Annotated in this window: 13 protein-coding genes; 3 read left to right on the plus strand and 10 right to left on the minus strand. The window is 53.9% G+C overall.

All coding sequences use genetic code 11. From position 1 onward, the window contains the following. Positions 1-328 precede the first annotated feature (328 nt). On the plus strand, positions 329-2,641 hold the full coding sequence (rho, locus tag VF639_RS02730; protein WP_331144347.1) for a transcription termination factor Rho: 2,313 nt from the start codon (positions 329-331) through the stop codon (positions 2,639-2,641). Positions 2,642-2,719: 78 nt separating this feature from the next. Beyond that, complete coding sequence (locus VF639_RS02735; protein ID WP_331144348.1) at positions 2,720-3,376, plus strand: DsbA family protein; 657 nt, start codon at positions 2,720-2,722, stop codon at positions 3,374-3,376. A 289-nt stretch (positions 3,377-3,665) separates the two neighbouring features. On the opposite strand, the gene VF639_RS02740 is transcribed toward VF639_RS02735, so the two are convergent. Next, positions 3,666-4,670, minus strand: coding sequence for an ROK family protein (locus VF639_RS02740; protein WP_331144349.1), 1,005 nt, complete (start codon positions 4,668-4,670; stop codon positions 3,666-3,668). Positions 4,671-5,467: 797 nt separating this feature from the next. Here VF639_RS02740 and VF639_RS02745 point away from each other — a divergent pair. Continuing rightward, positions 5,468-7,384, plus strand: coding sequence for a glycoside hydrolase (locus VF639_RS02745; protein ID WP_331144350.1), 1,917 nt, complete (start codon positions 5,468-5,470; stop codon positions 7,382-7,384). A gap of 123 nt (positions 7,385-7,507) precedes the next feature. On the opposite strand, the gene VF639_RS02750 is transcribed toward VF639_RS02745, so the two are convergent. The 9 genes from VF639_RS02750 to VF639_RS02790 all read right to left on the minus strand — a co-directional run bounded on the left by VF639_RS02750 (position 7,508) and on the right by VF639_RS02790 (position 20,743). Next, the gene (locus VF639_RS02750) at positions 7,508-9,052 is read right to left on the minus strand and encodes a rhamnogalacturonidase (protein ID WP_331144351.1); all 1,545 of its coding nucleotides are present in this window, start codon (positions 9,050-9,052) and stop codon (positions 7,508-7,510) included. 100 nt (positions 9,053-9,152) lie between these two features. Next, positions 9,153-10,349 (minus strand): glycoside hydrolase family 27 protein, encoded by a 1,197-nt coding sequence (locus VF639_RS02755; protein ID WP_331144352.1) that lies wholly within the window; start codon positions 10,347-10,349, stop codon positions 9,153-9,155. Positions 10,350-10,646: 297 nt separating this feature from the next. Then, the gene (locus tag VF639_RS02760) at positions 10,647-11,777 is read right to left on the minus strand and encodes a glycan-binding surface protein (protein ID WP_331144353.1); all 1,131 of its coding nucleotides are present in this window, start codon (positions 11,775-11,777) and stop codon (positions 10,647-10,649) included. Positions 11,778-11,853: 76 nt separating this feature from the next. Continuing rightward, a complete protein-coding gene (locus VF639_RS02765) occupies positions 11,854-13,533 on the minus strand; it encodes a RagB/SusD family nutrient uptake outer membrane protein (protein ID WP_331144354.1) in 1,680 nt (559 codons plus the stop codon). Positions 13,534-13,551: 18 nt separating this feature from the next. Next, positions 13,552-16,743: a SusC/RagA family TonB-linked outer membrane protein gene (locus VF639_RS02770; RefSeq protein WP_331144355.1), complete on the minus strand. Its 3,192-nt coding sequence runs from the start codon at positions 16,741-16,743 to the stop codon at positions 13,552-13,554. A gap of 1,039 nt (positions 16,744-17,782) precedes the next feature. Then, the gene (locus VF639_RS02775) at positions 17,783-18,403 is read right to left on the minus strand and encodes a hypothetical protein (protein ID WP_331144356.1); all 621 of its coding nucleotides are present in this window, start codon (positions 18,401-18,403) and stop codon (positions 17,783-17,785) included. An 83-nt stretch (positions 18,404-18,486) separates the two neighbouring features. Further along, on the minus strand, positions 18,487-19,350 hold the full coding sequence (locus VF639_RS02780; protein ID WP_331144357.1) for a UbiA family prenyltransferase: 864 nt from the start codon (positions 19,348-19,350) through the stop codon (positions 18,487-18,489). A 113-nt stretch (positions 19,351-19,463) separates the two neighbouring features. Continuing rightward, a complete protein-coding gene (locus VF639_RS02785) occupies positions 19,464-20,249 on the minus strand; it encodes a class I SAM-dependent methyltransferase (RefSeq protein WP_331144358.1) in 786 nt (261 codons plus the stop codon). A gap of 32 nt (positions 20,250-20,281) precedes the next feature. Further along, the gene (locus tag VF639_RS02790) at positions 20,282-20,743 is read right to left on the minus strand and encodes a hypothetical protein (RefSeq protein ID WP_331144359.1); all 462 of its coding nucleotides are present in this window, start codon (positions 20,741-20,743) and stop codon (positions 20,282-20,284) included. Positions 20,744-21,061: the final 318 nt, after the last annotated feature.

Below are 21,061 nucleotides of genomic sequence, written 5' to 3' on the forward strand. Positions count from 1 at the left end.
ATTTCAACGATAATTAGCATCCATGACCAATTTTTCTGCGTAAAGGAGCTTATTCTGCAAAATATGCGTTCCGATTTGGCAGTTCATCTGTATTAGATTAACATTGCGCTAACAAGTCGGCAGCTGATGTCGGGTTTTCGGTAGTTATTCAACGTCCGGCCCGCGGTTATTTTCCAGCGCTACTCCCGTTACCACTCCCTCAGTTTCGTCCTGAAATCCCCGTGCTGTATGCCGCTTCTGCGGCTCCGAGGTGTTGCCCGATGTTATTGGCAATGTACCACTGTTGGTTGTGCTTCCGCTTTTGATTTTTTCTCCCCTCATTGCCTCTATGTACACTATTGAAGAGTTGAAGGACCGTCTGCTTTCCGACTTAAAGGAAATTGCAGAAGAACTCAACGTCGGTAATTTTAAGAAGCTCAGCAAGCAGGATCTCATATATAAGATTCTTGATCAGCAAGCCGTTATTCCCGCCGATAAGCTCCCCCCTAAAATTAAGCCGAACGGCAAAGCTCGTCCGGAACAGCCATTTTCTGATGTAGCCGTGGCAGATGAGCCTGTTGTAGCAACGCCCGAAGTTGCCAACCAAGTAGTAGCCGCTGTGCGCTCCGCGGCACCGGCCCGCACGGCCGCTCCGGCCCGTACGGCGACGGCCACCCGCACGGCTGCTCCAGCCCGCAACGCACGTACCAAAGCTGCCCCAGTTGCTGCCGTAGCAGCCGCTGCGCCCGCCGAAGCTCCCGCTGCGGAGGTTCCGGCAGCCGTAGAGGCTCCGCCTGCTCCCGAAGCGCCTACCGCTGTGGTAGCGCCGGAAGCTCCCGCTGCCGTAGCACCCACCGAAGTGGCCGCGCCAAGGTCGGAAACCCCCGCCGAGCGCCCAATCAAGGCTTTTCAGCGCCCTGAGCGTCGCCCTCGCGAGGCTACTGGCCGTGGCAACCGTGGCGCGGCAACCGAAGCTGCGCCCGCCGTCGATGGGGCTTCTGCCGATGGCACTTCTTTGGAAGCAGCCGTAGACAGAGCGCCTTTCCTGCCACCTGCGGCAGTTGAAGTCGCGCAAGATGCTCCCGAAGCTTCTGCTCCTGATGCGCCCGCCGCACCCGTGACCACCCCAGTTCCCCGCATTTTCCGGCCCGAGCAAAACGGCGTTCCACGCACGCCGCGCGATCAGCCTCGGGAGCGGGAGTACCGTACTGGCGACCGGGACCAAACCCCGCGTGACTTGCGCGGCGACCAACCCCGCGAAGCCCGACCCGTAATTGCGCCTGAAGTGGCGCGCAACGGCGACGGCCGCAGTGCCGACGGCGTCCGCGACATGCGCGACTATCGGAACGAGCCGCGTACGGGCGACCAGCCGGCGCGCGACCAGAACCGTTTGCCCCGCGACCCGCAAGGCCGCCCCGACCGGGAGCAACGCCGCGAAGACCGGTATGCCGCCCGCGAATTGCAGCGCCAGCAGCGTCAGGAGGCCAACGGCCAGGCACGCCCCGAGAGCAACGGCCAGCAACAGCAGCGCCCCCGCAACGATTTTGACATCACGATTCCTGGCGAAGGTACCCTGGAGATGATGCCCGACGGCGGCTACGGCTTCCTGCGCAGCCCGTTCTACAACTACATGGCCTCGCCCGACGACATTTACGTGGCGCCGGCGCAGGTGAAGCAGTTCTCGTTGAAAGCCGGTGACACCGTGAAGTGCACCATCCGGCCACCCCGCGAAGGCGAGAAGTACTACGCGCTAGTCGGAGTGGACAGCATCAACGGCCGGGCTATGGAAGAAGCCCGCGACCGGGTGCCTTTCAGCAGCCTCACGCCCTTGTTCCCGGAAGAGCGCTTGAAGCTGACTACGAAATCGGCACTCTACAGCACCCGCATTCTGGACTTGTTTGCCCCGATTGGTAAAGGACAGCGCGGCCTGATTGTGGCGCAGCCCAAAACCGGTAAAACGGTACTGCTGCAGGAAATAGCCAACGCCATTTCCGAAAACCACCCCGAGGTGTACCTCATGATCTTGCTGATCGATGAGCGTCCCGAAGAAGTAACGGACATGACCCGCTCGGTGAAAGCCGAAGTGCTCAGTTCCACCTTCGACGAGACCCCCGACCGGCACGTAAAAATCACGAGCATTGCCTTAGACAAAGCGAAGCGCCTGGTAGAGTGTGGCCACGACGTAGTGATACTGCTCGATTCCATTACCCGCCTGGCCCGCGCCTACAACGCGGTGCAGCCCGCTTCCGGCAAGATCCTGTCGGGTGGTGTGGATGCCAACGCGTTGCACAAGCCGAAGCGCTTCTTCGGAGCCGCCCGGAATGTGGAAGACGGCGGTTCGCTCACCATCATTGCCACGGCCCTCATTGAAACCGGTTCCAAGATGGACGAGGTTATTTTCGAGGAGTTCAAGGGCACTGGCAACATGGAATTGCAGCTGGACCGCAAACTGGCCAACAAGCGCATCTTCCCGGCCATCGACGTACCCGCTTCCGGTACCCGCCGCGAAGATCTGTTGATGAGCAAAGACGAACTGAGCCGGATTTGGGTGCTCCGCAAGTTTATGGCCGACATGACGCCTTCGGAAGCCATGGAATTCTTGAAGGACCGCATGAAAGGCACCCGAGACAACCTGGAATTCCTGGTGTCGATGAACGGATAATCCCGGTTTTATTTCTTGTTAAAGAACGTCATGCTATATCAGGCATGACGTTCTTTTTTACGTGTTATTTTGCTTCCCATGCTTCAACCTGCTGCCTCCGACCGACCTGAACTGCTCTACATCTTCGATCCGCTGTGCGGCTGGTGCTACGGCATGAGCCCGATAATACAGCGCGTACAACAAGAATTTGCTGATGAGGTTGATGTGTCGGTGCTGTGCGGCGGTATGGTAACGGGGGAGCGGGTAGAGCCGATTGGCGAAGCCTGGAGCTACATTAGTGGCGCTTTACAACAGGTGGAAACAGTAACGGGTGTTGAATTTGGTGCTGCGTTTCGGGCGCTGGGGGAGGAGGGAAGCTACGTGCAAGACTCCGAGCCGCCAAGTTGGGCCATTAATGCCTTCCGCCAACTCAACCAAGCTCAAATCGTCCGCTTTGCCCATGCCGTGCAGTATGCGCATTTCCACGACGGCGCCGACCTGAACGAGCCTAGTACTTACGTGCCCCTGGCCATAGCCCATGGGGTAGATGGAACTGAGCTTCTACGGCGCCTCACGCTCCCCGAAACCGCAACGGCTACCCGCCAGGAGTTTGCTGCCGTAGCTAAAATTGGTGTACAGGGTTTCCCAACCGTGGTTTTGCGCGTTGGCAGCCAAGGCTACGTACTCACTCGTGGCTATCAGCCCTACGAGGCCTTTGCCGAGTCTGTGCGGCAGGCGTTAGCGCAGGTCGAGTAGGTGCCCATATTCTGCGGTTACATAGTCAACTGCCTGGTAATGCCGTCAGCGCCAGTGTCTGCTTCAGATTCTTTACCGCGAATCACTGCCATCGAAAAACAGCAAAAGCAATTACTTGTGTTGCAATTCTCGAATGCAGGGCATCTTTGCTACTAGGCTGCAATGTCACAACATCCTCTTCATGCGAGGTATTGAAGCTCTCTTTTAGCCCACCCAAAGACTTCGACTAAAAACAAGCCCCGCTGCGTAGAGAAGCTACGCAGCGGGGCTTGTTCTCTTATTGCCAAGATTAAGCCACTAAATAGGCTGCTCCGAATACACCGGCGCTGTCGCCGAGCAAAGGCTTCACAACAGGCGCTGCAAACTGATGGTCAATGACATGCTGACTTATACTGGCAACTCCAGCCGTATAGATTTCCGGAATGTTCCCCACGCCTCCCCCAACTACAATCACTTCCGGGTCTAGCACGTTTACGATGGCGCTTATTGCCAAACCAAAGTAGTGCGTAAGCCGGCTTAGAGTTTGCACGGCTACCGGATCGGTGCCGGCTGTGGCGCGTTGCATTATTTCCTTCAATCCTAGTTGTTCGCCGCTTTTCTCAGCGTAAAAACGTTCTAGCGATGGGCCCGCTAAGATGCTTTCAATGCAACCGGTTTTGCCACAGAAACAAAGATTGCCGTCTGTTTCACTCAGGTAGTTGTGGCCCCACTCGCCGGCAATACCGTGGAAGCCTTCGATTATCTGCCCATTCACAACGAGGCCACCGCCTACGCCCGTACCAAGGATTACTCCGAATACCACCCGCGCATTAGGAAACTGTTGCTTAACCACTCCCAAACGCGCTTCCGATAAAGCAAAGCAGTTGGCATCGTTGGCAATAAATACCTGTTGGTTCAGTAGCTGTTCTAAATCGGATTTCAGCGGCTGCCCATTCAGAGCGGTTGTATTGCAGTTCTTCATCAGACCCGACTGCGGAATCATGGTGCCTGGCGTGCCAATGCCAATTTTGTCGGGGCGGTAGCCGGCGGCTTGCTCCATGCGTTCCACTAGCCGCTGAACCTGCTGAAGCATGTGGTGGTAGCCTTGGCCAGCTTCCGTAGGCACTCGGTTGCGGAACAGTACCTCCGGCTCGGTAGCCGACCGTAAAATCACGCCCTCTATCTTGGTTCCGCCTAAGTCTAAGCCCCACAAATTTTGGTTTTCATCGAAATTGCTTGCTGCATGCACACTTGGCGCAACAGAGGCCTGCTGCGTTGCGAGCGGCGCCGGGGCTACGGGTGTATAATCTCTCATGTTGTCGGCTCTGTGGATGAAGGCCTTTCTCCTTCGTGAAATGTCAGACCAGCGCTGAGGCCAGTCAACTCGCTGTTGGTGTGATAAAAAGCAAGCGAGGCTAGGGTGAAAATGGAAAAGTGCGGCAAGAAGGTGGATGGATCTATTAGGTCGTTGCAAGCCCACTGAAGCTGCCTCATACTAGCCACCAGTTGAAGCAAAGACTGGCCAACAGCGTTTTCATACTTGTATCGTCCGTGTCTCCTCGAATCGGTTACTTGATTAGTAGGTTGCTAAAACCTATTTGCAAGCTAATATGGCGTTTTTTCGTTAATGAGGTTGTTCAAATTTTGTGAAAAAAGCCAGCTTCGCCTCGGTTCAACAGGCCTGTTTTCCTTATCACTTCGCGTAGCAACAGCCTCTTTAAAACTGCTAATCGAGGTGCTTGCTGACGTAGAGATGACAAGGTCGTTGCTGGCAAATCGGCCTTAGATTTACTGCATAAGGCAGCACTTCTTGCAGTTACTGCAGTACTGCCCTTAAGATTCAAGCAGTCAGCAATTATGACGACTGCTAAAAGCTTTTAGCTTTGCGTGGCAATATAAGGACATCCGTGAGGCTAACCAACGACTTATGGCCGGGTAAAGCAATTACAGCTTGCATAGCAATCGTTTGTCTGCTTTGCCTTCCTAGTTTTCATTGTTCCTTCCAACTAACTTAATTTCCACCCTACTTCGCATTTCATGTCAGGAATAATTAATAGTTGGCAACACCAACTACGCTGCTCGATAGCATGCGCTTTGTTGTGTACGGCCTTTATGTCGCAGGCCTACGGGCAGGTAGAAGTAGCCCCATGGGGCAACGTGCTGGGCATGCGAAAGCAGGGGCAGCTGCTGGAGTTCGAAACCGGTTTGCGTACGGTAGGGCCAAACTGGGCGCGCCGAGCAGCTACGGGCAAAGAGCAGCAAAGACCGTCCTATAAGCGCGATGGCGCCAAGCACGTGATTACCACGCGCGTCGATAGTGTTGCGTTTACAGAAACAATAGAAGACACGGCCCCTGGCCAAGCCAACGTGACTGTGGCACTGCAGGCCCTGGCAAATCGTGAGCTACAAGGCACTTATTTCACGCTGGCTTTGCCCCGCGACACGTACGGAACAGGCTCAGTTGAGTTTCTGGACGCCGCTGGTCAGGCCACAACCCGGCAGCCCTTCAACGGCCAGACGGCCGATGTACAGGTACTCGCTAAGCGCCTGCGCATCATAGCGCCTACGCGGCAAGTGGAGCTGACTCTTCCTGAGCCGACCACAGTGGTACTTAGATCTGGGCCTGCTGATGCCAAAACTTTTCAGCTCTTTGTATCTATTCAGGCAGGTAGCCTAGCCAAGGGCCAGACCGCGCAAAAAACCTTTGGCCTGAGTGCCACCGGCGAAATCGACAAAACCCCGATTCAGATGACGCTAAATCCGGCGCAGCCAGGCCGCCCGTTCGAGGGCTTTGGCGGTAACTTCCGGTTGCAAAATCCCAAAAACGACCCGCAGGTTATTGATTACTGCCTGAAAAACCTGCGTGTCGCCTGGGGCCGAGTGGAAATGCCCTGGCAAAACTGGCACCCTGACCAAGCCACCGACCCTACCACTGCGGCCCGCCAAGGGCAGCTACATCCGCACGTACGCGAGTCTATGGAAATGGCGCAACGGCTTAGCAAGCAAGGAATGCCAGTTATCGTTACGGCCTGGTCGGCTCCCAGATGGGCCATTGTGGGGCCACGAGCTTCGGGCGGTGGGCCCGGCCCCGATGGTGTGTGGGGCAACCCGCTCAACCCAGCCACCATACCCGCCAGCTACAAATCCATTGCCGATTACTTGGTGTATCTGAAGGAGGAGTATGGAGTGGAGGCCGTTATGTTCTCGTTCAACGAATCGGACCTGGGCATTAATATTCGCCAAACTGGGCAGGAGCATGCGGAGCTCATCAAAGGCCTGGGCGCCTATTTCGTGACGCGCGGTTTGAAAACCAAGCTGCTGCTCGGCGACAATTCCGACGCTACCACCTACAGTTTTATTTACCCAGCCATGCAGGACCCGGCTGCGCGGCCTTACATCGGGGCAGTATCGTTTCACTCGTGGCGCGGCTGGGAAACCGAAACGCTGCAGAAGTGGGCGGACGCTGCCACTACGCTGAAGTTGCCTCTGCTGGTAGGAGAGGGCAGCATCGACGCGCAAGCATGGGGCTATCCGGCCATTTTCGAGGAAGAAAGCTATGCGCTGGAAGAAATCAACCTCTATACCCGTCTGCTTAATATCTGCCAGCCCGCCAGCATTCTGCAGTGGCAACTTACATCTGACTATTCTCCGCTGGCAGGAGGGGGGCTTTTTGGTAATAATGCGCCACTCCATCCCACGCAACGGTTTTGGAACTTGAAACAGTTGGCAGCTACGCCCGCCGGTCTGGCTGCTCTGCCCCTCACCGTCGACCGGCCCCATGTGGTAGGTGCCGCGCTTGGCAGTGCCACGCAAGGCCAGTATGCGTTTCATTTAGTGAATGACGGAACCACTCGCCAGGTTACCCTCACCGGCCTGCCAACCAACCTGCGCAAGCTTTACCCCTACGTCACCGACCGTAGCCGGGCCGTCAAGAAAGGCCGTCGTATAAAAGTTAATCGCCAAGGCCAAGCTAAATTTACTCTCGACACCCGCAGCTACACCACCTTGGTGAGCGAGGAGGTTAAGTAAAACGCTCTGCGCGCATAAAACAGCGAGACCCTGGTATCCAATTCAGCAGATGGCTACCAGGGTCTCGCTGTTTTATCTGGTAGATATACACAGCTAAGCTTCCGCGCTCTGTTGTGCAGAATCCTACCACATGTTGTTTACTGCTTTTTTCAGTTGCTGATCTTTGAGCCCCGGGCTTTGGCGTAGCTGAAAGTCGCTTACGCTTTTCAAGGACATGGTGTGGCCGGTGGTGCTTTTCTGTGCTCGAATGTTATTGAAGTCAATGCCCTGCACATCGTCGAGCGCAAACGCCGGCCGCGCTTCCTTGGTGAGGTAGCTAACTTCCACTCCGGTTACTTTCAGGTTTTTGGCGTGGCGAATGTAGAAGCCATAGGCGGGCGCCGGACCGAACATGGAAGGCTCCGGGTACTTTTTCTCGGCCTCCGGAATCGAGCGGTTGGCTTGCTCGGTAGTGCCGCCGCCCCGATAGTAGATGCGGATGTTGTCGAGCCGTACGTCGTCTACCATGTGACCCGGTACCCCGGCAATGATAGAGGCATAATCTGGGTCGGCATTGTAAACCACCACATTACTGATAGAAATGCGGCGTAATTCTCCTACGGGCACCCCTTCGGGGCCGCGCATCCGGGCGCCCAGGTACAGGAAAATCGGGGAATTTACAATGTCGCGCATGGTGATGTTGCTGATGGCCACGTCTTCTAGCAAGCCGCCATCCACGGTTTCCAGCGCGAGCCCCCGGCAGTAGCTGAACACGCAGTTCGAGATGGTGATATTCTTAAAGCCCCCGTTTGATTCGGTACCAAATTTGATGCGGCCCGTTGGGTAGCGTTTGTACTCAGGACTTTCGGAGCGCTGATAAGTGCCGTCGAGGAAGGTGCCTTCGTCGAAGCCGCTAACTTGGCAATTGGTGATGGTTACGTTTTCGGTGGCGCGGGCTTGTCCGAGGGCGTAGGTGCTTTTCAGGCAGATGCCATCATCGTAAGGCGAATTTACCGAGCAGTTAGAAATGCGCACGTTGCGGCAGCAGTCAATATCCATACCATCACGGTTGGTATCAATTTTCAGGTTGTCGATGGTTAGGTTATCGACGCCCGTGGCCAGAATGGCAAACCAGCCGCCATGCTGCAGCGTGACATCCCGAATAACAACGTTGCGGCACCGGAGCAGGCTAATGGCCTTGTTAGCTAGCTTGGCATCCTTCTCCCAGTCTTTCAGCAAGCCCTTACCCCAGATCTTGCCCGGCCCTAAAATGGATATATCGTGCAAGTCTTCTCCCCAGATCAAGCCGTCGTGCCAATGGCTGTGTCCCGAGTCCTGGTACTTGGTGTTTATTGATGCCTCGGCCTGGTCGTAGACCGCCGCGGCGTTTTCGGCCGTGGCAATAAGGGTAGCCCCCTGCTCCAGGTACAATGAAATATTACTTTTCAAGCGAATAGCACCCGACAAATAGTTGCCGGCCGGCAGGTAGACCATGCCCCCGCCCGCCTTGACCGCCGCCGCTATGGCCGCGTTGATGGCCGGCGAGTCCAGTGTTTTGCCGTCACCAAGGGCGCCATACTGCCGGATGTTGTATACGTTGCCTGTCCCTGCCGATAAAGTTTGGGCTCGACTGAAAAGTGACGTACAACTCAGCAGCAGTACAATGAAAAAGCGTAGCGAAGAGTGCATGAAAAAGTAAGAAAGCGTAAAAAGAGAAGGTTATAAACCATAGTAAAGGCCGCCCCCGGTGCTGGGAGCGGCCTTTACTGTTGTGGTACTAACTGATTTGCTACTTGTTCAAAACCAACAGAACGGCATCGTGGGAGGGCACTGTAGTGCTGAACGCTTTCTTGGTGGTGCCCATGTCCTTTTTATCCCACACGCTGCGGACTTTATAGGTGGTCGTGGACGCATTTAACGTTGCTTTCGACACTTCATCTACTATCGGGGTGGCTTTCCAGTCGAAACTTACGGGTTGGGGGCGCTTGCTACGGTTAAGGAACGTAACGGCCCACTTGCCGTCGGCCATCGGCTTCAACCAGGTTTCCAGGCTGTCTTTGACGCTGTGCTTGAAGCCTTGCACGCCCATTTTGTCTTGGTTGACAGCCAATACTTCTTTGTTGGTGAGGATCTCCGCCGTTTCCTTGCTCATTTTCCGGATGTCGTTGCCGGTGATGAGTGGGGCGGCAATCATGCTCCACATCGTGAAGTGGGCACGGTCCTCGTTCATAGGCATACCGTTGCCAACTTCCAGCATGTCCGGGTCGTTCCAATGACCTGGTCCGGCGTACTGGCGCAGGCCATCCTGCTTGTCGAGAATCTGCATTACTCCCCACGACTTCCAGCTGCCGTGGTCCTTTATGCAGTCGAAGCAGTTGTATATGTCGCCGGTAGTGCGCCATAAGTGTCCTACGCTCGGGCCCCATTCCCAGGGCTTGTCGTTGCCCCACTCGCAGATGCTGAGCACGATGGGGCGGCCAGCCTTGCGCAGAGCAGCCGTCATCGTTTTGTAGGCGCCCTCGGCCTTTAGGCCTTCCGTGTTGCACCAGTCGTACTTAAGATAATCGACGCCCCAGCTGGCGTACATCATGGCATCCTGGAACTCGAAACCCCGGCTGCCGGGTTTGCCGCCGCAGGTTTGAGAGCCGGCATCCGAGTAAACTCCAAACTTAAGGCCCTTAGAATGAACGTAGTCGGCCAAGGCTTTCATCCCTGACGGGAAACGCTTGGGGTCCGGATGGATAAAGCCCTGCTCGTCCCGCTCGCCGTGCCAGCAGTCGTCGATGTTGATGTAGGTGTAGCCAGCATCCTTCATGCCGGACGATACCATGGCATCGGCTACTTCCTTGATCAGCTTTTCGTCTACGTTACAGGCAAACTTGTTCCAACTATTCCAGCCCATGGGCGGCGTCATGGCCAAATTGTCGAATTTCTTGTAGTTCTGAACGTAGTTATTTCCTTGACTAAAAGCTGAAAAGGAGGCCAATAGACCAAGGGTAAAGAGGGAAGCGACTTTCATTAAATTCGAGCTTGAACTTGTAGCAGTGACTGCTGCTGGGTTGGAAATAAAGAGCTTACGTTTGTTTTCAATGGTGGGTGCTACCTATTGTCCATTCCTGAATACCAGACGCGGGTGGCAAAATAAGGGTAACCAGACTAGTTGGCAAATACTAACGCTTCCGTAGTGACTTGGAGTATACTGTCACCTAGCAGTACTTAACCGTTGCAGCGGCCTCCAACCAGGGAGCAATTGCCCGATACCACTAGTCTGGTTACGCCTTGTTTAGTCTTTAGGCACAATCCGGAAGTTATCGAACGACATATCCGCGTCCAGCGCGCCGTCGCCGTGGAACAGGAACTTGAACTCGTGCTGCGACTTATTCGGGTCCAGCGGAACAGTCAGAAGGCTGCTAAGCTTAATAGTTACCGTGCTCCATTGTCCGCGTGTGTTGAACGGGGTGAGAGGCTTCCACAAGTACGTATTAGCGCCGGATCCGCCCGGGTCGCCGTCAATCGAGAACTTGATGACGTTAGTGCTGAAAGGCTTGAGCGTGTTCACTTCAAACCGCAGCACGTAGTTGGCCGCATTGGCTATTATCGTATTCGACAACGTTGTATTGGTGGCTGAAAACTCAGTCCAGGCCCAGGCCCCAATCCTTTGGTTGACCCGGATAAAGGCACCGTTGATTGGCGTGGGCACTGGCCCTTGCGTAATAAAGGTGTTCGTATTCCATACACTAGTGCCAGTATCGTAACTAAAAATAATGTTCCGGTCGTCTTTATAGCGACCTGGTACTGCTTTTTCTACATTATTAGCGTCCACTATTTTTACAGTCGCGCCTGGCGTCGCATTGGCGGGTACCGTGAAGTAAACCGAGTCGCCGGTAGCCCGCGTAACCGTAACCGGGGCACCGTTCCAAAGCACTTTGCCGCTGGTCGGGCTAATGCCGTAGAGGTCGAAGTTCTTGCCAACCACGGCTACCCGCTGGCCCGCTGATGCATACTCGTTGCTTAGGCCTGCCACTTCAATGGGCGGAATAGAAAGCGTATATGGTGTTTCTGCAGTGCCCGCCTCGGAAGTCACAGTGACTTTATTGGTGACATTCTTCGGTACAACCCGTGGAATCCGAACGGTTATTTCAGTGGAAGTAACATAGGCATCGCTCAGGTTAGCTTCCACATCGTTGAACATCACGCTGCTGACGTTGCAGAAGTTGCTGCCCTGAATAATAACCCAATCGGCCAGGTTGCCCGTGGTGAAGGCTTCTGTGCGCTTGGTTGGCAATGTTACCCGGTCGATGGCTGGGGCACCACTGCATTCAGGAGCGTCTTCTTTCTCGCAGGCGGAAAATCCTAGCGCGCTTATCGTCAGAGCGCACAGCCACAGCTTCTTGATTGTATTTGTAGGTTTCATCGTGTTAATTTTTTAACTGAGTTTGGCCCGCCTCACTCACCTGTGCAGGAGAAGAGAGAGGCGGGCCGTACAGTGTTTACCACCCAGGATTATTGCCCGTAATGGCTTTGTTGGAGTTTAGCTCCCCAACCGGAATCGGGAACAACAAGTGCTTGGCTTGGCGACGCTTAATCACGTTGTTCTCATCAATGTCGATGGCATTCATAACGGGCAGGTAGATGCCCCAACGCAGCAAGTCCCAGCGCCGGTCACCTTCTAGTGCTAACTCCCGCCGCCGCTCTTCCAGTACATAAGAGCGGAAGGCCTGTTGATTCAAGATGCCTACCTCCGAAGCGCCGTTGCGGCGACGAATTTGGTTTACGGCATCTCTAGCGGCGTTTGTTGGCCCACCATTTACTTCGTTGTCGGCTTCCGCGAACATGAGCAGCACGTCGGCGTAGCGCAGCAGCGGGAAGTTCATGTTGGAGCGCGTGATGGTACGGTCCGACACCGCCTCAAACTTGCGCAAACGGGCAATGTGACCGTCGTCGAGGCCAGAAAGATCGGTAGGGAGGTAGCCATACTTGGTGCGTTTAGCCACAGCCTCCGGACTCATATCGGTGCCGCGTACCACTAAGCTGTCACGCAAAGGGTAATAGTGCGTACCGCCCCACATTTTCCAGCGGTGCAATACGCCTTCGGAAACCCGCTGATCATTTTCTTCGAAGAGGTTATACCAATGGTCGGATACACCAATCCAACCGCCTTCTATTTCACCGCTTGTAGCAATGCGGCCAATGCGGAACAGCGAAATCTCATTGCCAAACTCGGGATGGTTCGGAGTACTTTGCAACGACCAGATATGCTCCCCTAAGTTCTGGTTAGACACTTTCCACACATCGGCGTGGGTTGGGAACAGTTGGTAAGCCCCACTCTGTATCACTTCCTGAGCTTTGTCGCGGGCCAAGCGGAAATACTCAGTTGAGTTCAGGCCTTCTAAGCCCGCCACTACAGTTTTGTTGTGAGTAATAGGGCGAAGTGGCAGCACCGCCTTCCGGCCTCCTATCGTGGCAACTGCCGGGCCACCTAGCACGGTTACCTGTCCGCTAGCCAACGACCCGGAAGCCATAGTCAGATATACTTTCGCCAGCATACTGCTTGCGACACCTTTGTTGACGCGGCCTAACTGATAGCCTGCGTCGCTCTTGGCATAGAGGTTTTCCTCGGCCAATTTCAGGTTCTCAATGGCGTACTCGTACACCTCCATTACGGAGCTGCGCGGCAATTGCGTATTCGGATCTTCGGTAACCGCAACAGTCTGCAGCGGTACGCCGCCGTAAGCTCTTACTAAGAGGAAGTAGGCCCAGCCGCGTAAAAAGTATAGCTGACCCAAAGCGTTTTTCTTCACTGTCTCATCCATAGTCATCTTCTGAATCTGCGAGATGCCAAAATTGCAGCGATGAATCAGGATATAAGGACCATTCCAGGCAGAGTTAATACCCCAATAAGCCTGGAAGTTGCCGGCGCCTACGTCGCCATAAGCCCAGCTTGGCCCGGTGGAGTCGTCGGAATCGTAGTCCCAGAGGTTGGGGAAAGGGCCATAACGGAACATGGGATCCGATACCACCGCATTCAGGGCGCCGTTTACGTAAGCGTTGGCGTCTGTTATCTGAGTTGGACCAACTGAGTCTAAGGGTTCCTCGGCAAGAAAATCTTTGCAGGCAGTGGTCGCCAGTGAAGCGGCGGCCAGCAAGATGAATAGCTTTATCTTTTTCATTGAGAACTTATCTTAGAATTAGAAGCCTACTCGGACGCCAAGCGTGAACGTGCGGCTGTTGGGATAGGAGTTCATGTCAATTCCGCGACGCGAGGCATCTCCACCGAAGGCATTCACGTCCGGATCAAACCATTTGTAATTAGTGAAGGTCAGTACGTTGCTTACGCTAGCGTACACGTTCACGGCATCGATGAAGGGGGCTGGTTTTTTGAAGACGTAGCCTACGTTGATGTTCTTCAGGCGCACATACGAGCCATCCTCAATCAGTCGATCCGACAGGCGAACGATGCGGTTGTCGGCGGCCAGCGCTTTGGGCCACTGGGCGTTGGCTGCATTCTCAGGCGTCCAGCGGTTGTCGAATACGAACTGCGGTATATTAGCCACCTTGCCCATCCGAATCTGATAGAGGTTGGTGTTCACGATGTCGTTGCCTTGTACGCCTTGGAAAAATACGCTTAGGTTGAAATTGCCGTACGTGAAGTTATTGGTGATACCGAACGTGTAATCAGGGTTTGTATTACCGATAATACGCCGGTCGCCTAGGCTGATGGCACTAGCATCTTCATCGAAGTTCTTATACTTTATTTCGCCAATCATGGAGCGTTGCACCGCCTCAGCTTGTCCGGCATATTGCGGATCAGCTATTACTTCAGCTAAGTTATCATAGAAGCCATCTTCCACGTAGCCGTACACAGTGCCGATAGGTTGGCCGTTACGCTGCAGGAAGAACTGATCGGCATTGAAGTAGAGCCGGTCGGCGAACTGGTCACCCTTCAGGCCTATAATCTTGTTACGGTTGAAAGAAATATTAGCGTTGATGTCCCACTTGAATTGAGGTGTGGTCAGCAAAGCGCCGATGCCGGAAAGCTCCACGCCTTTGTTTTCCATCGTGCCAAAATTCGTCCGTGAAGCTTCGTAGCCAACATGGGGCGGAGTCTGAATTCGTTGAAGCAGAGTTTCGGTCCGCTTTTGGTAGACATCAGCCGTAACAGTGAAGCGATTATGTAGGAAGCCTATATCTACCCCCACGTTCACCTGCTTGGTGGGTTCCCACGTCAGGAGCGGGTCGGGAAAGCCCCGCCACGGTGGGTTGGCGTAGCCGCTTTGCACGGTACCATTGATTACTGCTCCGTAAGGCGAGAGTAGATTAAGCGTCTCATAATTATTAATACTCTGGCTGCCAGTTACTCCGTAGCCCGCCCGGAACTTGAACGTGCTGAAAGCATTCATATTCTGCATAAATGCTTCATCAGCAACGTTCCAAGCCAGAGCTACAGAAGGGAAATTGGCCCACTTCCTACCTTCTCTGAAACGGCTGGTGCCATCACGGCGAAAGGAAGCCGTTGCTAAGTAACGACCCTTGTAACTATAATTCACCCGGCCCAAAAACGAGGCTATTTGGTATTCTCCTTTACCGCTGGTCAACGTTTTTTGGTCGAGGCCGCCTGCTAAGTTGTTATTTTCCGTGATATCGTCTGGAAAGTTTTGTACCGAAATGCTCTTGTTAGCACCATGGAAGGTTTCACGCGTGGCTCCTACCACTGCATTGATGGTGTGGTCAGTGCCAAAGGTGCGGTTAAAGCTCAGAATAGATTCGAGCGTAATGCCGCGCCACAAGTTATCCGATACCTGGGCGTAGCCGTTGCGCGGGCTGCGGCCTTCCTGCAAGCGGCGGTTATAGTAAATTTCCCGCTCTCCCACATTGTAGTTCACGCCTAGGTTCTGGCGAAAATTCAGGAAGTCGGTGAAGTTCAGCTGTACGTACGATGCCGAGTAGATAGCTGTGGAAGCTGTTTTGTCTTTGGCCGTGCGGGTGTACACGTATGGGTTGGCGGCCGCGTACCAGGATATGTTGTTTTCGCGCGCTATCTGGTCGGGGTTGTCGGCCTTGGGATAAGTGGGCGGGAAGGCTATGGCCGAGCTGATAATGCTGGCTTCGTTACCTGCCGAGTTGGTTTTGCCCAGGTTGTAGTTGCTGAACGTAACGTTGTTGTTCGAGCCAATTTCCACCCATTTGTGCACCTTACGGGCAATGTTGGCCTGGAGGCCATAGCGCTTGAAAGCCGAGTTGTAGATGATGCCCTGCTGATCGAGCATATTACCCGATAGAGAGTAGGTGCCTTTCTCGTTGCCGCCCGACAGGCGCAGTGTATAGTCTTTAGTCAGGGCCGTCCTGAAAATCTCATCTTGCCAATTGGTCCCTGTGAAGCCCTCCGGATACGAGTCGCCGGCCGTACCATTCAGGAAATCCTCTGGTCCGGGCAGGTAGGTCGAGTCACCGATAACTTGGTCGAAGCCGCGGATGCCAGGGAAAGGAAGGGCGGCAGGGACAGTGCCATTATAAAATTCCGCGTTGCGCTGGGCTTCGTTCTGGAACTGCGCGTACTGGTACGCGTTCAGCACGTTTATTTGCTTCGAGATGCTCGAAACGCTGGTATTGGCAATCAGCTCGATGCGGTCCTGGCCCGCCTTGCCTTTCTTGGTCGTAATCAACACCACACCGTTGGCGCCGCGTGAGCCGTAGATTGCCGTAGCCGAGGCGTCCTTCAGAACTTCCATCGACTCAATGTCCTGCGGGTTGATGTAGGACAGCGCATTGGTTGATTGGCCCGAGCCGCCACCGGTTGGCGAGGGGGAGGTGAAAGGAATACCGTCGATTACGTACAGAGGCTCGGTGCTGCCGCTCAGCGTGTTAGCACCCCGAATAGTGAGGCTGATACCGGCACCGGGTGCCCCGTCGCTGCGGTTCACCTGCACCCCGGCCACTTGCCCCTGCAAGCCTTGGTTGATGCTGGTTGGAATGGTTTTAAGTATATCGTCGGTCCTAACCGAGGCTACTGAGCCAGTTATGTCACTCTTCTTAATGGAGCCGTAGCCGATTACTACTACTTCATCTAGCGCCTTCTGGTCACCCTTGAGACTAATAGCAAACGAGGTGCGGCCCTTCACCGGAACTTCCTGGGTCTGGAAACCCACGTACGAGAAGATCAGAGTGGCATCTTCGTTGGGTACGGAAAGCGAAAACGAGCCGTCGGTGTTAGTGGCGGCGCCGTTAGTAGTGCCCTTCACTACCACGCTCACACCCGGCAGGCCTTCGCCGCTGGCCGCATCAGTCACGGTACCTTTGAGGGTAATGGGTGCCTGGGCAAATAGTGCCGTGGGACTCGCTGCAAGAGCCGCCGCAGCAGTCATGAATAAAATCTTCTTCATACGAGATGAAAAAATGATTAAGAAAACTAAATGAGAGTAGGCAGAAATTGCTCGCAGCAATAAGGTCCTTGAATCAGGACAGAGCCAGTAGAACTAGGCTAATAACTTGCTTTTGCGAGGCTGTAATTTGAGCGATAGGTAATGCCTTCTAGGCAGGCTAAAAGCTTCTCCTAATATTTGGTGGCACTAGCAAGTTGCTCAGGCAAAATACAGTAGTAGATCGGCAGCCATGAGCTTAAAGACAAGGAAGGCGCGAAGCGTAGAAAATCGATTGCATAGGATGGGGATTTAGGAGGTGAAAGAGAGGAAGCGAGAAAGGAAAAAAGTAAGTGAAGAGCGAAATGTGCCCGTTTCCGTAATCGATTGCGTTGCTAATTTATCAAACTAAAAGGTTTTAGCAAATTATGCACTCGAAGCTATTTTTTTTGGACTACGCCTTACTGATGACTTTTTAACTCTATGTATATTTATGCTTTTATATTGCCAAAGAATAGTGCCCGTTGAGTGGGCTGGGAATAGTAAAAGAATAACCTTGGATCAGAGCAAGTGAGAAGTGGCAGTAGCTAAAGAAGTGCAAAGGATAAAAGGTGAATACAAGATTCTTGAACCCTACATTTATGTTATAGATACTGGTAAAATAGTATCAATAAAAAGTTGCACAGTTTTCACTCATTACCCTAAATATTTTAAAGCCGGTGTTCGTTCTCTTTCTAACTGAAGGAAAAGGTTACTACTCAGGCTCTGTTTAAAGACTCAACAGTATTCCGCAAGAAGTCTATCTGCGTAACCTACCTCACCTATAAGCTGTCGTGCTAACAGAATAAGTAGTATTTACTAGACTAGTTGCATGCTCTCTTGCTCATAACGGGCCTGTCGTTCAATGAGACGAAAAGAGACAGATGTGTTAACTGGACGCCGTCAGGTACTGCGGACAGTATACAGAAGTAAAAGGCAAACACTATGTACACCCAGCCTCAGTTGCTGTGTAAAACGTCCTCATTTTGAAGGTTATGCAGAATTCTTGGCTACGCCTGGGATGCTAACTGCCGCCGCCAGGTAGATGCACGACCTGCTTGGTACGCGGCGCCCAGGCAATACGACGGCGGTCTTCTTTCCCAACCAAGTACGTGAAACTGACGGCATCAGGCCGCTGGCGTAGGTCGTCCCAGGTAGCGCGGTCCGTAGTACTGCCGGCAGGGTAAGGGTCTTTGGCTGTAAGAGCAGGAGCACGGAAGTTTTTGTCACTGAAGAACTCGTCCATGCGCCGCCGAATGTAGGCTTCGCGCTCGGTAGCCGAGGCGGAGGGGGTTTTCATTTCATACACCATCGCCGCTTCCAGATCATCGGCGTGCAGCATCTCGCGAAAGATAACTTGCCCGCTGGCCTCAGTTATGGTGAAAGTGACTTCGCCACTTAGCATGTCCTTGCCGCGCATCACCAAGCTAAATTCATCGGGCGAACCAGGCGCCGAGAAAATATGACGCTTACGTACCGTTTTCAGCGTGTCGGACTGTGCGTTGGCGGCAGTGGCACGCGTGGTGTCCATAGGCTCTAGCTGAGTAGCAGTGTCGGCCGAGGAAGTTGTGGTAGATACCTGGCTGGAATCGGGAGTGGAGCAGGCAGCAGCAAATCCGAGCAGCGGAAGCAGAAGGAAGCGCATGATTTGAGGTGTAATAGTAAGTGCTGGCAATACGTGATTCAGAATGTTGCTGTTTAGGTACCCTAGCTTGCGAACCACGAAGGCTACCACCATAGCATCAATGCAAACGCCAAGCTCATGCACAACGACGAAACCTGGTTCATGCGCATAGTGTGCTCGAAGTCAGCGGCGGTGGGGCTGCGCCAGACGGCGTAGACCCACTGCCCAAACAGCGCGACTACAGGCCCGGTGGCTAGCAGGAAAATCAGCAGATGGCGGGATTCCTGCCGCAGCCAAAGTGTGTAGGCCAGCAACCCTGCTCCCGCTAATAACCCAATCGCCGCAAACATAAATGTGCCTTTGATACCAAGCATTAAGCTCAAAGTTTGGTCGCCACGACGAGCGTCTTCCTGGTGCTGATACACCTGCGTGAGTGGATAGGAGCCGCACAAAAACAAGCTGCTGACTGTCGCCAGTAGCAAGTTCGTTCTTTCAAACAATAATGCCTTGGTGGCTCCTACACCTACCTGCGTCATCAAAAACGTGAAAGCGCCCTGAAACACCACCACCACGAGGGTACTAATCAACGGGTACTTCTTAAGCCGAATACCTTCGTAGCTGTAGGCTTTCGATACCAGCAAGTACACCATTACCATTAGTCCGAACAAAGGGCTTAGCAATAGTGCGCCAAGCACAGCCAAGGCATCAAACAGATATACCAGATGCAGTAGCTCCGCCGATACTTTGGGCGGCTGTTTGAGGCCGCCGATACTGCCCTCGTCTCGGTCGTAATACGAGTTATAGCCGTTGGATGCCGGATAAGCTAACAGGTGGAGTACCACGAATACGCCTACCGCACGGCTCACACTCAGGGGCTGGCGCAGAGCGCTAAGCCCAAACCAGTACACCGGCATCAAGTAAACAGAAAATGGGATGCGCAGCAGCAGCAGGGCGCGGCGGTAAGACATTTTACAATTGCTGGTTTGGGTTGGCTTATTCTTAGTTGAGGGCAAGGTACGGGGTTAGGCACAGAATGCCTCCTTGTACAGCACCAGGAAGAACTCAAAGGAACAGCCAACAGCTAGGAACGTGGAACCCCAATCAAATACGTTACCTCGGGTCCCCACCAATGACGCACTTTGCCGGTCTGCCAATCGAAAGCGCCCAGCGGATCGGCACGGTGGGCTAGCGCCAAGAGCTGCGCCGGCGGATACATTCGAAGAATCGAGACGGTGCCGTCCCAGATAGTAAAGAGTGGGATGAGCGGCACTACGTAAGTGAAAAAGAGCCGGCTCAGGCGGAACGGCCGCATAAAAGGGGTAAACAGCAACTGCGCCACGGGCAGTACCGTCCAAGCTAGCAGGATTTCCAGCCAATGCTTGCCTGCTCCCTCGAACACCCCGATTCCGGCTTTTTGCACAACGGCGTTGGCGAGGATAGCTTCGGCCAACGGCGGTGGGAAATGATGAAAAGCCGAAAAGATGGTGCGAAATCCGATGAGAGCAGTTGGAACGGCGGTGGCATCAACGGGCGTCGCTTCGTAGCCGAGGCCAGGGGTACGGGTAGCCAACAGTTGCCACGCGGTGGGCTGCGGGTACAAATCGGTGAGGGTGATACGGGCGGCGGGCAAACCTATGGAGTGCAAGCGGCGCAACACTCCTTCGGTGCCACCGCCGGCGCCGGCACCTAGCTCTAGTACGTGCGAGGTGCCGGTTTCAAGCAGGGCATCCCGTAGCAGCGGCACAATGGGTTGATACGTGCCCAACACCGAAATCATGAAGCGCAGATAATCCATCATGCCCGCTCGGATAACGTGCGGAAACCAGGACAGATCTTCAAATTCGAATAGTTGGAGGCGAATCTTCACTTCGCTAAGTACGCACAAAGACCCGTAAACGGCTATTCGCTCAGGTGGGCGTGGCTCATGCGCTTTTTCGTTAACAAAACAGTGGTCGAGCTTTTGCCAGTAGGGCTGTAGAGCCAAAGCACCGTTAGTACTCCCGACGCCAAGTAGGGCAGCGACATTTCCAGTAAGCCCCAAAAAGTAGCAAAAGGAAGAAGAAGATGCAGTAATTCGTTGGCCAACAAGAAAAAGAGTGTGACCCCCAGTAGGGCCATCGAGCGCCGGGGCCATTTGGCGCATATTTTCCCTAAAACAGCAAAAAACGGCACTGCCAACGGCACCAGCGGCAGCGTTACGATAGCTGCTAGCAAACCGGCCGCTATGGCAATTGTGCTGTCGTCGAGCCGGCGAAGAGCGAAACCAATACCCAGTAGCAACGTGCCGCCTATGTTACTGATCAGCCATAGTAGCAGCGTCCGGACGATAGTAGGTTGGATGGAGGAGTACGATTTCAACATATAGTAAGGAGTGAAGGCTACGCAATACCGTTGCCACTAGGCTATAGCACGAGCTACGACTAGGAGCAAACGACACCTACTTACGTGGTTGAGCTTCATTAAGGACCACTTGAAACCGGACTTGTTTGGGAAAGGAGCCTTCCAATTTGGCTCTGAAAACAGAAGCCATTTCCCAAATTGAACCATAAATTTTGATTGTATAGCAGCTACTATCGGCCAGTAACAAGGGTAAAAGGCAGTTCTGCCTTTGCTGTGTAAGGGATGATGGCTACTACCATAGGATGGGAAGCAGAACAAATAGGGAAGCCGCAGAAGAGC

The sequence above is a fragment of the Hymenobacter sp. genome (assembly GCF_036387835.1).
Lineage (GTDB): Bacteria > Bacteroidota > Bacteroidia > Cytophagales > Hymenobacteraceae > Hymenobacter.

What these genes read in the sequence shown, in the direction of transcription:
- VF639_RS02770 (WP_331144355.1), bottom strand. Translation starts at nt 16,743, where the DNA reads ATGAAGAAGATTTTATTCATGACTGCTGCGGCGGCTCTTGCAGCGAGT.
- VF639_RS02735 (WP_331144348.1), top strand. Translation starts at nt 2,720, where the DNA reads ATGCTTCAACCTGCTGCCTCCGACCGACCTGAACTGCTCTACATCTTC.
- VF639_RS02740 (WP_331144349.1), bottom strand. Translation starts at nt 4,670, where the DNA reads ATGAGAGATTATACACCCGTAGCCCCGGCGCCGCTCGCAACGCAGCAG.
- VF639_RS02765 (WP_331144354.1), bottom strand. Translation starts at nt 13,533, where the DNA reads ATGAAAAAGATAAAGCTATTCATCTTGCTGGCCGCCGCTTCACTGGCG.
- VF639_RS02780 (WP_331144357.1), bottom strand. Translation starts at nt 19,350, where the DNA reads ATGTCTTACCGCCGCGCCCTGCTGCTGCTGCGCATCCCATTTTCTGTT.
- VF639_RS02775 (WP_331144356.1), bottom strand. Translation starts at nt 18,403, where the DNA reads ATGCGCTTCCTTCTGCTTCCGCTGCTCGGATTTGCTGCTGCCTGCTCC.
- VF639_RS02750 (WP_331144351.1), bottom strand. Translation starts at nt 9,052, where the DNA reads ATGCACTCTTCGCTACGCTTTTTCATTGTACTGCTGCTGAGTTGTACG.
- VF639_RS02745 (WP_331144350.1), top strand. Translation starts at nt 5,468, where the DNA reads ATGTCGCAGGCCTACGGGCAGGTAGAAGTAGCCCCATGGGGCAACGTG.
- rho (WP_331144347.1), top strand. Translation starts at nt 329, where the DNA reads ATGTACACTATTGAAGAGTTGAAGGACCGTCTGCTTTCCGACTTAAAG.
- VF639_RS02790 (WP_331144359.1), bottom strand. Translation starts at nt 20,743, where the DNA reads ATGTTGAAATCGTACTCCTCCATCCAACCTACTATCGTCCGGACGCTG.
- VF639_RS02760 (WP_331144353.1), bottom strand. Translation starts at nt 11,777, where the DNA reads ATGAAACCTACAAATACAATCAAGAAGCTGTGGCTGTGCGCTCTGACG.